The following is a 14,339-nucleotide window of genomic DNA, read 5'->3' as shown; positions in this document are numbered from 1 at the left end:
CCTACGGGGCGTCAAATGCGATTCCCCTCCGGGGAATTGATAAGACCCTTCGGGTCTTGCTATTCCTTCGGAATAGCTGGGGAATTCCTCCGGAATTCCGCACTACCTTCGCCGCAGCTCGCCTTGTGTGGCGTGTGGCGGGCCGTCCGTGGTGCTGGGTGTGAGGCTGGCTGCGGGGTGGGGTTCCTGCGTCTGACTTGGGACCCCCGGGCTCGGAACCTGAGCAAAGGTCACCCGTATTGCCCTGTATTCCTCCTCAGGCCGGCTGCAATTCCCGCTCGAACAGCCGGACATGACACTACTCAAAACCGGGTGCGCTACAGTGTCGGCGCGCTCCGTAGGGCCGCTGCAATTTGCCGCCGATCACGCCCCGAAGGACCTCGGAAAGACGGTGGAGATTTCCGGTCAATTCACATCGGCTCACTGCTGGTTCGGGCGGGCGGCGGCCAAAGCCACCGCGCGACGGTCAGTGGCGAGCTGCCGGCCCTAGTCGTCGCGTCGAGGTGACAGCGGGCGGTCAGGCGTCAGGGTCGACTCCGGAGTGCGTGAACCGCACGGGCTTGCCCAGCGACCGGCCGTAGGCAATTTCGGCTCGGGTGCTGTCTCCGATGTAGTCGCCGACTACGAGCACCTCATCAGCGAGCCGGATCTTCGCCCGGTGCAGGTCGTCGAGTCGAACCTTCAGCGCCTCGGCCTCGACAGGATCGGGCCAAAGTTCGTGCGGCGACTTCATGTCACAGCCCGGTTTGACGACAATCTTTCCGGCTTTGGTCTCCCGCAGATCGGCCTCGTTCATCTCGGTCATGAAGCGGGTGGAGCCGCAGATCACGACGATACGCGGGAGGCTCAACAGCTTCTTCGCGTCGACGAGCTTCTCCTCGGGAGTGAGCCCTTGCGGGTATGACACTGGTTCCTCCTGATGGTGTGGTTCCAGGGGTGCCTGCGGAGACGTACGGGAGACTCACGCGCGCCTAAGGCGCGCGTGTAGGGCGCCGGAGGTTCATCGATTCTCTCGATGATGACGCATACACAGCACGCGGAACGCGCGGGACGCGTTAGCCGCTTGGCAGCCTTCCGAGCAGCCCACGGCTCCCGAGCCACGGCCGCCCCCGACTCGGCCCCCTCAACACCCAACGGCCCCACAGGCGCTGTGCGGCCGTCACCCGAAGGGGGCCCGTCTCGCCCTGAGAGACCAGAGCGAGACGGGAGAACGGGAGACGGGCGTACAGACCCCTTGTCGGGATGATGGCTGGGGCGGTCCGGCTCAGCCGTGTTCCGAGGCGGCAGGATGCCGGCAGCGGCCGTCGCACACGCCGTACGCGTGCACGGCACGCGTGTTGGGGCCCTGGAACCTTGCCGTTCGCCGGTGATGATGACGAAGTCGGCGAGAGATCGACGGCCACCGCGGCGACGCTGCCACGGCCGCGCTCATTTCGCAGTGCCGCGTTCTCCCGGAACCCTTTACCAACGGCATCGAGAACTCTCTGGATTCTCGCCTCTTTCGCTGCACTCGGTTCCCGGAGAAACGACCGTCCGAAGAATTTGATATGTGTGGTCGATTTTGATCCCAATCGGCTTGTAGGTGGATGGGGTTGGGTGCCTGGCCTGCGAAATTCCCGGCGAGGCATTCGACACCCCGGCCACTACCGCCGGTTGCCTCGCCGGCATACGCGGGAGGCGATGTTGGTCGCCACTGTCGCGGCGGCGCTGGTGAAGGTCGCCGCCGCGCTTGCGACCTGCCAGAACGGGGCCATGCGGGGGTAGACCACCGCCAGCAACCTGGTTAGCCGCGACGCCGTGCCGCCGCCGGAAAGAGCTCCAGGGCTCGGTGTCCGAGTTGGTCGGCCTCGTCGCCGGCCAGTACCTCCGAGTGCCGCAATGCCTCGATGTTGGCAGCCATCGTGGCGTCCGTACTGCAGGGCACTCCACAGTCGGCGCCGTACACGAGGTGGTGGCGCGGGACCATGGTGAGCGCCGGGGCGAGGCTGGCGTCCATGCCGGAGGCTGCGGTGTCGAGATAGAGCCGGCCCAGGTGCTGCCGGATCTCGTCGCGGGTGATCCGCTGCGGGTTGGGCACCCAGGCTTCGGTGCCGAGCAGTTGCAGCCGCCCGGACAGTGCGGGCAGTGCGCCGCCCGCGTGGGCGAGGATCAGCGTCAAGTGCGGGTATCGCCGGAAGACACCCGCGTACAGCATGCCGACCACGCAGCGCGCGGTCTCGAAGGCCACCTCGATCAATGGGACGGGGTGTGCCAGCACCGGGGGCAGGTAGGCGTTCGGGTGGGCGAAGACGACCGCTCGGCGGCGGTCGAGGTCGGCCCACACCGGTTCCAGGCGCTCGTCTGCGAGGGAGACGCCGTTGTAGGCGGTGCTTACGGCGTACCCGTCGGCGTTCAGCTCCGTGTCAGCTCGTTCGATCTCGGCGAGGGCCACCTCGGGGTTGTCGGTGGGTACGGCGGCGAGCAGTCCGAACCTGCTCGGGTGTTCGGCGACGACCTTCGCCCCGTAGTCGTTGGAGTTCCGCAACTCCGTGTGCTGTGCGGGGATGTTGCTGAGCATCTGCATCGCGATGCCCGTGCGGTCCAGGTAGTCCAGCGTGGACTCGGGGCTCCAGTAGTGCGGTTGCGGAGCCATGAAGCGCTGCTCGCGCATGGCTTCCCAGCGCGCGATCCGCTCCCGCTCGGTGATGGGAGGTGTGAAGTGGCCGTGCACGTCGACCCAGCCGTCGACCGTGGTCGTGGTGGCTCTCACTTTCCGCTCGCTTCCTCTTTGATATCGCTGACTTCCAGCGACGGTGCCCAGCGGGGAATGGGGCCGGCGCCCGTCGGGATGCGCAGGGTCTTGCTGTAGCCGAATTCGTGCAGCGTCTCGCGGGCGTGCTCACGGCCGAAGCCGCTGGCGCCGATGCCGCCGAAGGGGGCGCCGACGAACGCGCGGTTGTAGTGGTTGACGAAGACCATTCCGCACTCGATGGCTCGGCTGACCCGCATCGAACGCTCTGCGTCGGTGGTGAACACGCCCGCAACGAGGCCGAACTCGGTTTCGTTGGCGATCCGGACCGCCTCGGCCTCGTCGTCGAACGGGATCAGGGCGACCACCGGGCCGAAGATCTCCTCCTTCGCGATCCGCATGTCCGGGCACACGCCGGTGAAGAGCGTCGGGCGCACGTAGTGGCCGTCCGCCAGCCGGGGGTCGTCCGGGAGGGGTGCCTGCGCGGCGATCGTGGCGCCTTCGGCCACGCCGACGTCGAGGTAGTCGAGCACGCGCCGTTGCTGCTGCCGGGTGACCAACGGGCCGACGTGCGTTCCCGGGTTCGCGCCGTCACCGACGTTCAGTCGCCGGACCGCAGCCCCGAGTCGTCGGGCGACCTGCTCGTAGACGCTTGACTGGACCAGTACTCGGGATGCCGCTGTGCACGCCTCACCCTGGTTGAACCAGCCGCCTTCGACGATCCAGGGGATGGTCGAGTCGAGGTCGGCGTCGTCGAAGACGATCAGCGGGTTCTTTCCTCCCAGTTCGAGCAGGGCGGGGGTGAGGTTGTCGGCGGCCGTCCGCAACACGGCGGTACCGGTGGCCGGAGCGCCGGTGAAGGAGATCTTCCTGACCAGCGGATGGGCGACGAGTGCCGCGCCCACCGGGCCGCCGCCCGGGACGGCGTGCACGACGTCGTCGGGCAGGACCGATCGCGCGATCTCGACCACCTTCAGCACCGACAGCGGCGCCTGCTCCGGCGGCTTGAGCACGACCGCGTTCCCGACCGCGAGCGCCGGGGCGAGTTTGCCCGCCGTGTGCAGGGGCGGCCAGTTGAACGGCACGATCGCCCCGACGACCCCGTAGGGCTCCAGCGTCGTGATGTCGAGGATCGCTCCGCTGTCGTGCACCGCGCTGGGCAGTGCCGTGGTGAGCCCCGCGAAGAGTTCGAAGATCGCGATCGTGGCCTCGAGGTCGAACCGGCGTGCCTGGGTGAAGGGCTTGCCGTTGTCGCTCGACTCCAGTCGGGCGATCTCGTCGGCGTTCTTCCTTACGGCGGCGGCGATGGCGTGCAGGTACTTCGCGCGCTCGTGCGGGGGTCGTGCCTTCCACGCGAGGTGGCCTGCGTATGCGGCGTGCACCGCTGCGTCCACCTCCTTCTGCCCCGCGCCCTGAATGATGGCGATGGGCGTTGCGGTGGCGGGGTTTTCGACGGTGAAGCGGTCGGCCTGGTCGTGGGAGGACCAGCGGTACCGCAGGGTCTCGCAATCCGTGGATGCGTTCATGGTTCTTCCTCGGCGGATGAACGGATGGTGGTGTCGCCCCGGTCAGCGGTCGACCGGTGTGGGTCGCGCCGGGGTGGGCGCCAGATTGAGTCGTACGGCGTTCTCGCTGGCGACGGCTGCGATGGTGGCGCTGTCGAGCCCGGCGGCGTGCAGCCGCGCGACCGGATCGGGGACGCCCATGTCGAAGGGGTGGTCGGAGCCGAGCAGTACGTGATCCGGGCCTGCCGCCTCGATCAGCCGTACCAATGCCTCCGGCTCGTAGACCAGAGAGTCGAAGAACAGTCGCGGCAGGTAGCTGCTGGGCCGGCACGCGGTGGTGCGCGCTTCCGGGCGGTTGGTCCAGGCATGGTCGGCCCTGCCCAGCATGCCGGGCAGGTAGCCACCGCCGTGGGCGGCGAGTATCCGGAGCCCGGGGAACCGGTCGAGTACGCCGCCCACGATGATGTGGGAGAGCGCGACCGCGTGTTCGACCGGCTGGCCGACGCTGTTGGCCAGGTACCAGCGCGCCAGTCGATCGTCGAGCGTACATCCCCAGGGGTGTAGGAAGACCACCGCCTCCAGCTCGACGGCCCGCTGCCACAACGCGTCGTAGCGGCGGTCGGAGAGCTCCAGCGGTGCGCGGCCGGCCGGACTCGGCGCGTGCGAGGACAGTGCGACACCGCGCAAGCCCTGCCGGAGCACCGCGTCCTCCAGCGCAGCTGGGGCAAGCTCCGCGAACTGCTGTGGCACGACGCCGAGGCCGGTGAGCCGGTCCGGGCGGAGCGCGCAGTGTCCGGCCACGGCCTCGTTGGTCGCCCGGGCGACCTCGGCGGCGAGTGCGGGGTCGGGGACCCAGTGGTGGAACTGGGTCGGCGTGACCGAGACGACCTGGGCGCCGACCCCCATGGCGTCCATCGCGCCGAGCCGGGACTCGACGTCGACCAGGAGCGCCGACTGGTCGCGCAGTTGCACCGCGCCCACGGCGACGGATGCGGCGCCGAGGCGCCGGTCCGCCAGCTCCACGTGCTCGGCGTGCCCCGGCCTGCCCGCGACGAGGGCCTCGACCGCGGCTGCCCACAGATGCGCGTGGACATCGACAGTGGCCTGCATCGGTTTCCTCCGTAACGTTCGGCGGCAACTTCAGCCTGCTGCCGCCAACGTCCAAAAGGAAGCCAATCTTTGCCATACCCGGTATAGACGACGTCGATGTGCTGCGCGTCAGGCCCCCGCGATGTCGTGCAGGCACTGACGCAGCCAGCTGTGGCCGGGGTCGTCGTCGTACACCGGATGCCACCAGAACGCCTCGATCAGCGGGACCGCGTCGAAGGGGCAGTCGAGCACCCGGAACTCAGGTCCCGCGGCGACCAGCGCCGCAACCTTCTCCTGAAGCAGCGCCACGGCACCGGACGCCCGGACGAGCTCCGGCACCACCAGGAAGGACTCCGCCACCGCGATCACCCGTGGTATGACCCCGAGCAGTTCCATCTGCCGCCATGCCGCGGCCCGCCCCAGCCGGTCCGCGAACGTCGCGACCCACGGCAGCGTGCGCAGGTCGTCCATGGTGAGCCGGTCGCCCACCGCCGTGTTCTCCGCGGCGGCCACGCACACCCACCGATCGGTGTGCAGATCGATCGAGCGCGGCAGGTTCAGATAGCCGTGCGGCATGAACACACCGTCCACCGTCCGCAGGTACTCCTCGTCGTCGCCGAGCGCCCGCGCCGTGACCGGCACGAACCGCACACACACCTGCGGCGCCTCGGCCGCCACCCGTGCCACCAGCCGCGCGCCGACCGTGCCGACACCATGGTCAGAGGAGACCACACTGAACGTGCGGCGGCTGGTCGCCGGGGCGAACTCCGCCTGCGCGGCGAACACCCGGTCGACCGCAGCCACCGCGGTGCCGGTCAGCGGGCGCAGCTGTTCGGCGAAGCGGGTCAGCCGGTAGTGGTTGCCGCTGCGGGTGAGCAACTCGTCCCCGAAGTGGCGTCGCAACCGCGCCAACGCACTCGACAGCGTCGGCTGACTGCGCCCGAGCCGCGCGGCAGCGCCGGTGACGCTCCGTTCGACCAACAGGGCGTGCAACGCCTGGAGTTGAGTGGACTCCGGCCCCAATGACAACAGCGCGTCGTGTTCCGGGCCGTCCTCGTCCCGGCCACGCGCCGCACCCACTGCGTTCTCGGTCACCTGTGCCTCCAACCGATGGCTTGTCAAAGAACGGCCGACCCGGCGGCGTCCTGTTGGTTGTCGTCGGTGATCACTAAAACGTGACAGGCATCCGCAGTTCAAACACTCCCACCGGATTCGGATCCAGCGCGAGGACTTGTTGTGAAAATGATCGAGCTCGCTGACTGACAGCTCACAACCCACGGATGGCTTCGGCCAGGTCAGGGCCGTAGGAAGCCCAGCAGACGACTGAGCCGTCGGCGTCCAGCTGTCCCATGAACCAGTCGTCGTCGGCACGTGCAAGGCGCAGGTCATGGAAGGCCAGGATGACGTCAGGTTGGAGGACGTCATAGTCGGCCGCGCCGTACTGTTCGACCACGACGAGTCGTTCAAGCGAGAGCAGGACCGCTTCAGCGTCGCCCGACACGGAACGGACCCGCCCGATCGTCCATCCGTCGGGGAAATCTGCGTCCACCGCCGCATGGTCGCAGCGGCGGATGTCTCACAGCCACTCGTTTACTGCGGCGACCAGCACCGTCGCGTGACAGCGGACGGCGAGTTTGTCGTACCTCGTCGCGACCGCACGGTGGCGCTTGAGTCGATTGATCCCGCACTCGACCGCGTGCCGCTGCTGGTAGTCGTCCCTGGCCCCCCTTTGAGCGTCACACACCCCCGTCGGCACCCACGTCCCGGGCGACGGCCGGCCCGAGCGGACCAGCCACGACAGCCGGTTCCACCAGGTTCTCCTCACCGAGCACAGAGGTCCCGGCGCAGCTGCTCCGCCTCAACCGGACGGTCGCCCGCCGGTAGGGCCGCGGTGGCAAGGAGCACGATGCGGACGTGCGCGCGGATTTCGACGTTGTGCAGGGGCGGGCCGGTTGAGCAGGTGTGCAGTCAGGAGCAGCGCATCGTCCTCACGCGGGTGGGCGGCCGGCTCCAGCGGAGCCTCACCGAGGCCCGGGCGGTGTGGGGGCGCAAGCGGCGGCACGGCCAGGAGCCAGGACGCCACAGCCACACCGCCGGAGCCTGGGCCGGCGGTCAACTCGCGGCAGGTGGCGGCCGGATCCCAGGACGTCACCGGCACCAGCTGTCCAGGGCGAGCTCAAGAGACCGGTCAACGCCAGGCAGGTGCCCACACACCGCACCAAGAAGCCGATCGCGGCCGAGGCAGCCAGCAGCAGCGCCTCACCCGGCCCAGCGCAGCCACACGCCGGCCCAGACGACCGACTCGCCCACCACCGCGAACTCGGCACCCTCAGCCCACCGAACTCAACGAACGGCACCGGCCCGGTTTGTCGCACCAAGCACAGGGCCGTTGTAGAAAAGCGTGGGCTCAGCCCGCCGAACGAGGCTATCCAGGAAGGCTCCAACGCCGTGATCACACGAGACAGATCAAGATCTTTTCACCGTTCCTAGCAGCTACGAAACGGCCAAGAGTTGTGCCTCACCACGTTGGTTCCGCGGAAGTCGTCGAGGGCGAGCCGGGCTGAGTCGTCTGATCACTCAGACCCGGCCCGGCCGCGGCATCGCACAGTAGTTGCCGAACTCCGCGAACAGGTCGGTAACCGAACGCGTTTGTGGCGGCAGTCGAGTCGTAGACCCGGTCCAGGCGATCGGGCACTGGCCACCCCTGGTCGCGGAATGCCTGCACGACGTCCGGGACCCGTCCGGCGAGCACCGCGCCCGCGTCGCGGAACAGTGCAAGGCAGTCCTCGCGGTGAAACGGGTGCGGCCCGGAGATGTTGAACCTGCCGGAAACGGTGGGGTGTGCCACGGCCAGGGCCCCCGCCGCTGCTACATCGGCAACGTCGACTGCCCGGTGCAGCAGGTGGCGGGCCCGTACAGGCAGGGGCTCCGGAAAGCATCGCGATATGCGCAGCGTGACCGAAGAAACGGCGCAGGCGGCGACCAACTCCTCTGCGGCCAGTTTGGTCTCGTCGTAGATGTCCCGGGGAAGCGGCGTGAGCTGCTCGTCCACCCAGACCGCACGGTCGGTGGGCACCAGGGCGTGTCCGTACACACTCGTACTGCTGATGTAGAGAACCCGTCGGGCGCCGAGGCGGGCGGCGTCGTCGAGCAGGCTCGCGGTCGCACCTACGTTCACAGCTCGGAACTCTTCATCGGCCAGGCGACCGACATGTGGGGCGTGCAGCGCGGCCGCGTGGACCAACACATCGGCCGACCGCAATGCCGCCAGTCGCACCGGCCGGTCTCGCAGGTCACCGACGATGCTCGTCCAGCGGCCGGGAATCCGGTCCACGCCGCGGACCACCCAGCCGGCTACGTCGAGTGCCTCAGCCAGGGCCGCTCCGACCCGGCCCGAACTTCCGGTAACCGCAACCAACCCAACGGGGGCTCTTCTCCTCGCCAAGTGCACGCGTCCGACTGTACGGCGCGAACCGATCTCCCGAGGTGGAACAGCTGAACAGGGAGGCGGACTCGGCTCGCGTTTGCGGTTCGCATCCCATCCCCAGGACGATCAGCACAGCTCCCGCCAGAAGGATCATCCGACGTCGGAACCGAGGTGTGTCCCTCGTTGCGCGCGCAGCGCGACCACAGACGTCCAGAACAGCAACCACACCAGCACGACAGACCACGCGGACCCGGCAGAACAGGCCGCCGCCGGAGCCGGGACGGGCCGGAGGGGGAGGGTCACAGCAGGTGCTCGCCGATCAACTCGTGCCAACTCAGTCGCGACGGATCGGCCAGCCTCGGCATGTCGGTGCGTGCACCGTCCCCGCCGACGGTGTGGCACAAGCAGACGCCCACGGCGGCGGGCCTGACTGTGACGGCGAATTCTCGGTGTTTCTCGTGGTATCGCTTCCTGCTACGCCGTGTGGTGCGCGACTTCCTTGACGAGTTGGTAGGCGGCCATGAGTGTCAGGCTGGGAACAGCCTGACGCAGCGACTTCACCGCACCCCCCAAGTCCTGCTCAGCATCGGCCCCCGCAGCCTTGAGGACGCCGCGTACCCAGCCCCGGCGCACCTGCTCGTCCGCGAGAGCAGCAGTGGCCTCTGCGATATCCACCGCACGCTCCAGACCTGAGTACTCCAAAGGGCCAGCGGACTCCAACGCCTGGCACAGGCATATCAGGACCTCCTGGCTGTCACGTACGACGACCACCGATTCCTTGTGCGCCCTACCGGAAAAGAACATCACATCTCCTTGCCGCTCATAGCTTTCGGGTAACGGATGTGCAAGCCCTCTCGATGCACCACCTGCGAATCAACCGTGACCCTGGTTCGAGCCTGCTGCCCGGTCAGAACCGAGAGCGCGAGAGCCTGCCGCGAGCTCCTTTTGATGTGCGATTCCCCATCTCCCTGACCACCAGGTTCACCAGGGCGAAAAGCAACGCACCCAACAACGCCGGGAGCCAAGGATGTTGTACCCGCAAGCCGGGGGTGAAGTACTCGGTGAACAAGACGGCGAGGAATGTCGTAGCCACAGAGAGCGCGGCCTCCGTCGCCTCTTTAGTTCGTGATGCGAAGCTGGTGAGCCGAATACCGAAGAGCAGCGGGTAGGTGAACACCGCTGCAAGGGCACTGCACGGCAGGAGCAGTGCGACGCCCCAGAACAGGGTCCCGATCCCGTCGGCTTCCACCAGGTGGAGCGACACGGCGGCGACAGCAAGGAGACCAAGCAGCAGAGCGGCGAGGACGGCGGTGATGATGCCAAGGACCAGACCTGTCATGCCGAAAACGGTCAGGAACTTCTCCCAACGGGAGAGGGACGACCAGGTGACTTCATCGTCGGGCTGGTGACTGTCGTCCACTGTGCACTCCTTTCGATGCCAAAACATCTGCGGGCGGTGCCCCGGCCCCAAAAACGGAGTGCCGCCGGAGAGTTCCTCTGATCACACAGCGATCAGCATGATGGCCCTGGCAAAAGATCGGTGGCAATGTCAGTAGGCACACCAGCGCGCACCATGGCCACAGCGAGCGCTACCACGCTCCAACCTTCGACATCCTCGATCGCGTCGGCGATCTTTCCACCATTGCGGGCGAGGTAATCACCGGCCTTCTTGCTGACTTTGCCGACGATCTTTCCAGCCCAGACACCCCCGTGCCGCAACCCGGCGACGATCAGCTTCCGAATGACCGTGCCCGAGCCAAGGATACGCTCGCCGGCTTTCGGGCTCTCGAGCTGGTTAGCGTATTGATCGAATTCCTGGATCTGGTTCGCATCCGCACCGTCAGCCTGCATGCGGGAGACCAGGTCACGCACGTCTTCAGCGGTCGGGCGCAGCGGTTCGGTGGTCTGTGAGGCGCCCTCTGCCTCGCGGTGGGCCTCGACGGCACTGGCAGCCCGTGTGGCGATGCCCAGGGCAACGGCGGTCACGGCGGTGGCGGCGGCTATGCGGATGTGGTTCTTGTTCACGTACGCTTTCTCCTTGCAGGCGGGGGGAAGAGGGCATACGGGACTGTCGGAAGGCGTGGAAACTCAAGGCAGCCGAGCTTCGTTCCCCTCGGTTCTTTCGAGGTCCGCGGCGTGGTCATCGCCGTGCGAACCTGACCTGAAATTAGTTCAACCTTTGAGCGAGCTCTCGGGTACTGAGTCCTGAAACTGACCTACGGTCATGGCCCATTCGCCCAGGGCCAAGTGGCACCTAACGGCCCTTTTGAGAGGGCACATTGGCCGGACCGCGAGGGTGGAACAGCACCTCGGCGACTTCGCTGAGGAACGGTCCCGACACCTCGGCCTGCCCACCTTCAGCCGGATCGCCACCCGATCCACCGAGCACTCGTAGTTCAGGAACTCCTGTTTCCCCGGCGCCACCAACATGGTCTTGGTGACGGCGGGGCAATCTCAGCCGATGGCTCATGCTGCTGACGGACGCGCTCGCGCTCGGTCTCCTCGGCCTGCCGCGGCCCGCGAGGGACCGCGGCGAGGGGCCGAGCCGGCCGCAGGACGCACGGCGACGGTGGCCAGGAAGCGAGGCGGCCAACCCCCGGACCGCCGCGGCGCGGTGTCGACGAACTCGGCCCGGACACCGGCAACGATCGCGGCCGGCAGTGACGGACGGACGTGGGAGCGCCGAACCAGCGGACCCGACCGGCACGGCGGCGGCCCGCGAGGGACCCGGGCGCCAGAGCTCAGCCCGGGCGCAGCAGGCGGACGCGGCACGGCCGCGCGGGCAACCCGCGGGCCCTGGCGCGGGCCCCGGGCGCAGCGAACGGCGCCCGGCCTCCGGCAACCGCAGCACGGAGAGCAGACCCCGCCTGGCCGCTCCGCGACCAACACCAGCGGTGGAACGGACAGTCGACGAGACACTGTGCGACGAGCAGCGACCGGACCAACAGCACGGAACGAGCGCGGCCCCGACACGGGCAGCGGCCGCGCAGCCCCGACACGGCGCGGCCACGCCCGCCGGAGCGGGACGGCGAACCCCCAGACCGCTGCAGCCCGACGACCACAGGCCGAGCGGCTCTGTCGCCAATCGGCGACACCCCGCCAGCAACGAAGCAACCCCGGCCGACCACGCCGCGGCGCCGGCCGAGTCCAGCGCGGGAGCAGGGCGCGAGGGTGCGCTCGGCGCCCGCGCCGCACAGGATGAAGGAGGTGTGGGTGGTGGCCGCGTCGACGAGCAGGCGCGGGTGGTCCAGTTCGGGCGCGGCGATGCGTTGCACGTCGTCGATGACCAGCACACCGAGGGCTTGGAATGTCTGAAGCAGGGCGCGGCCGGCGGCGTCCGTGTGGTTCGTCAACGTCATGGCGGGCAGGTCGAACACGGTGAGCAGTGCGGCCCACGGCTGCGGCAAGGCCGGTTTCACCGCCACCAGCGCACGGTGCACCGGCGTGGGGCGCGGCAGCAGGCGGCACCCGCCCCGCCATCTCTGCGGCCTCGCCTGTAGCGGGCCCGGCCAGGCGAGTTCGCGAGTCCGGGACCAAAGTCCCGGCTATCACGCCAATCGCTTGGGCCTCATCGACAGCAGCTGGCTCAGCCATTCAGCCCACAGCCTCTGCCGCCGTTCCGAGTTCACGGTCGGGCGGTTCTCTGCTCAGTGCGGCGGGCTCGGTCACGATGCTTGTGTGGTGACCGGGAGGCGGCGGGGTCCGCGAACGAGCAGCCCCGGGCGGTAGGGCACCTCCGCCGGGTCAACGGCGAGACGCAGGCCGGGGAGCGCGCCGAAGAGCAATGGGAGCGAGATCGTCGCCTCCAGCCGGGCCAGTCGCGAGCCGACGCAGAAGTGCGGTCCGTGCCCGAAGGCCACATGCGACGCGGCGCGCCGGCCGTCGGCGGCGGGGAGATAGCGCGTCGGCCGGAACTCGTCGGGGGCCGGGAAGCGCGCCGGGTCGCGGTTCGCCGCCGCCAGGACGACCAGGACCGGGTCCCCGGCCGGCACCACCACCCCCGCGCCGAGGTTCACGCTCTCGGTCGCGCACCGCCAGGTCGCCCCTTCGAGCGGGCTGTCGTACCGCAGCGACTCCTCCACCACCGCGGCGCAGTGGGTGTGGGGGTTCTGTCGTGCCGCGGCCAGTTCGCCGGGGTGGGTGAGCAGCCGCAGCGAGGCCGAGGCGAGGAGGTTCATCGTCGTCTCGTAGCCGGCGAAGAGCAGGAGGAAGGCCATGGCGAGCAGCTCGCCGTCGTCAAGGCCGTCCTCGGACGGGCCGTGGACCAACGTGCTGAACACGTCCTCGCCCGGCGCCCGGCGTTTCTCGGCGATCAGCGAGGTGAGGTAGGCGTGCAACCGGACCCATGCCTCGTCGACCGCGCCCTGGGGCAGCGCGTCCGCGGGCGAGCCGACGCGGTAGGTCCACTCCCGCAGGTCGTCGCGGTCGGCCTCAGGTATGCCCAACACCTCGCTGATCACCAGGATCGGCAGCGGGAAGGCGAAGCCGTCGACCAGGTCGGCGGTCTCTCCGGTAGCCAGCCGACCGGCGAGTTCCGCGACGAGCCCGTCCGCGAGCCGTGCGATGCGCGGTCGCAGCGCGTTGACGCGCGGAGGTGCGAAGGCCGTGGCTGTCAGACGGCGCAGCCGGGTGTGGTCGGGGGCGTCGGTGTTGAGCATGTGCCGTGCCAGGCAGGCGCGGGCGCGCTCGGCCGGTGAGTCGGGTTTGGGCCGGCCGGCCCGTTGTGGCGGCACGTTCGAGAAGCGGGGGTCGGCGAGCACCGCGCGGACGTGCTCGTAGGCGGTGACCAGCCAGGCATGCGTGCCGTTCGCCAACTCGACCCGAGCGGCCGGCCCCTGGTCGCGGATTCCGGCGTAGTACGGGTACGGGTCACGGGAGAAGGCGGGGTCCGCGGGATCGAGTCGCACCTGCCCATGGTCACTGAGGGGGCACAGGCTCGACGGTGGGGTGCCTGTCAGATCTGGCGGCGTGCGGCTGTGCGAATCCGACAACCGTCCACCGCGCGTTCGGGACGGACGGCTGCCGCGGTGAGCGACTGGGCGGTGCGGTCGCCGTCAAGCCGCCGAGGCAGCGGTCGTGGTCTCTGCCACGCTTTGCAGGGTCCGGCGCAGGGGCTTCTCCAGCCAAGCGACGTCCCAATAGGTACCGCATTTGCGCCCGACCTCGCGGTGGATTCCCGCCGGGCCGAAGCCGAGGCGCTCGTGCTTAGCGCATCGACGCCTCGTTGGGCTGGGTGACCGCCGCGTAGGCACGGTGCACGTCCTCCCCGGCCAGGGCCTCGAAGAGGGCGTGGTAGAGCAGGGCTCCGAGGCCGCACCTGCAGAGCCGCGCTCTACTCACGCCTCCGGGCCCGGCCCTGTGTGGCCGACCCGTTTGGCCGCGGCCAAACGGGACCGCAATCGGGCTCGATGAGCGTCAACGACGACATCGAACTGCACTACTGACCTTTGCTTATGAGGTTGACGGTTGTGGGTTCCAGTCCAGGTGGGTCGCGGCAAGGAATCCTGTGACCGGGGCCGGGTGACGTTGGATGTGTCGCAGGCCGCGGCGGGCGGTGGTGAGGAGTTCGTCGAGGGTTCGGGCGCCGAGG

The 14,339-nt window shown here is 68.8% G+C and carries 12 protein-coding genes and 1 pseudogene; all 13 read right to left on the bottom strand.

From position 1 onward, the window contains the following. Positions 1 to 517: 517 nt before the first annotated feature. Positions 518 to 907, bottom strand: a complete 390-nt coding sequence (locus ACJ6WD_RS40795) for a hypothetical protein (protein ID WP_407617769.1) — start codon at positions 905 to 907, stop codon at positions 518 to 520. An 876-nt stretch (positions 908 to 1,783) separates the two neighbouring features. Then, a complete protein-coding gene (locus ACJ6WD_RS40790) occupies positions 1,784 to 2,749 on the bottom strand; it encodes an amidohydrolase family protein (protein WP_407617768.1) in 966 nt (321 codons plus the stop codon). Further along, positions 2,746 to 4,254, bottom strand: a complete 1,509-nt coding sequence (locus ACJ6WD_RS40785; protein ID WP_407617767.1) for an aldehyde dehydrogenase family protein — start codon at positions 4,252 to 4,254, stop codon at positions 2,746 to 2,748. The genes ACJ6WD_RS40790 and ACJ6WD_RS40785 overlap by 4 nt, the downstream gene beginning before the upstream one ends. 42 nt (positions 4,255 to 4,296) lie before the next feature. Then, entirely contained in the window at positions 4,297 to 5,343 is a 1,047-nt protein-coding gene (locus ACJ6WD_RS40780) for an amidohydrolase family protein (protein ID WP_407617766.1), read from the bottom strand. A gap of 108 nt (positions 5,344 to 5,451) precedes the next feature. Beyond that, on the bottom strand, positions 5,452 to 6,417 hold the full coding sequence (locus ACJ6WD_RS40775) for a LysR family transcriptional regulator (protein ID WP_407617765.1): 966 nt from the start codon (positions 6,415 to 6,417) through the stop codon (positions 5,452 to 5,454). A gap of 172 nt (positions 6,418 to 6,589) precedes the next feature. Further along, positions 6,590 to 6,871 carry a hypothetical protein gene (locus ACJ6WD_RS40770; RefSeq protein WP_407617764.1) on the bottom strand — a complete coding sequence of 94 codons (282 nt, stop codon included), beginning with the start codon at positions 6,869 to 6,871 and terminating at the stop codon, positions 6,590 to 6,592. Positions 6,872 to 7,840: 969 nt separating this feature from the next. Then, positions 7,841 to 8,773, bottom strand: coding sequence for an NAD-dependent epimerase/dehydratase family protein (locus ACJ6WD_RS40765; RefSeq protein ID WP_407617763.1), 933 nt, complete (start codon positions 8,771 to 8,773; stop codon positions 7,841 to 7,843). 450 nt (positions 8,774 to 9,223) lie between these two features. Continuing rightward, entirely contained in the window at positions 9,224 to 9,553 is a 330-nt protein-coding gene (locus ACJ6WD_RS40760) for a hypothetical protein (RefSeq protein ID WP_376447217.1), read from the bottom strand. Between the two features lie 103 nt (positions 9,554 to 9,656). Continuing rightward, positions 9,657 to 10,169 carry a hypothetical protein gene (locus ACJ6WD_RS40755; RefSeq protein ID WP_331247352.1) on the bottom strand — a complete coding sequence of 171 codons (513 nt, stop codon included), beginning with the start codon at positions 10,167 to 10,169 and terminating at the stop codon, positions 9,657 to 9,659. 92 nt (positions 10,170 to 10,261) lie between these two features. Next, positions 10,262 to 10,774 carry a hypothetical protein gene (locus tag ACJ6WD_RS40750; protein ID WP_407617762.1) on the bottom strand — a complete coding sequence of 171 codons (513 nt, stop codon included), beginning with the start codon at positions 10,772 to 10,774 and terminating at the stop codon, positions 10,262 to 10,264. Positions 10,775 to 11,490: 716 nt separating this feature from the next. Beyond that, positions 11,491 to 12,174 carry a hypothetical protein gene (locus ACJ6WD_RS40745; protein ID WP_407617761.1) on the bottom strand — a complete coding sequence of 228 codons (684 nt, stop codon included), beginning with the start codon at positions 12,172 to 12,174 and terminating at the stop codon, positions 11,491 to 11,493. 240 nt (positions 12,175 to 12,414) lie between these two features. Beyond that, the gene (locus ACJ6WD_RS40740) at positions 12,415 to 13,656 is read right to left on the bottom strand and encodes a cytochrome P450 (protein ID WP_407617760.1); all 1,242 of its coding nucleotides are present in this window, start codon (positions 13,654 to 13,656) and stop codon (positions 12,415 to 12,417) included. Between the two features lie 147 nt (positions 13,657 to 13,803). Beyond that, positions 13,804 to 14,062, bottom strand: a pseudogene (locus tag ACJ6WD_RS40735) (GNAT family N-acetyltransferase); the annotation flags it as partial. Positions 14,063 to 14,339: the final 277 nt, after the last annotated feature.

The sequence above is a fragment of the Streptomyces sp. VTCC 41912 genome (assembly GCF_045799175.1).
Classification (GTDB): domain Bacteria; phylum Actinomycetota; class Actinomycetes; order Streptomycetales; family Streptomycetaceae; genus Streptomyces; species Streptomyces albulus_C.
This window is presented reverse-complemented; position numbering and strand designations above follow the sequence as displayed.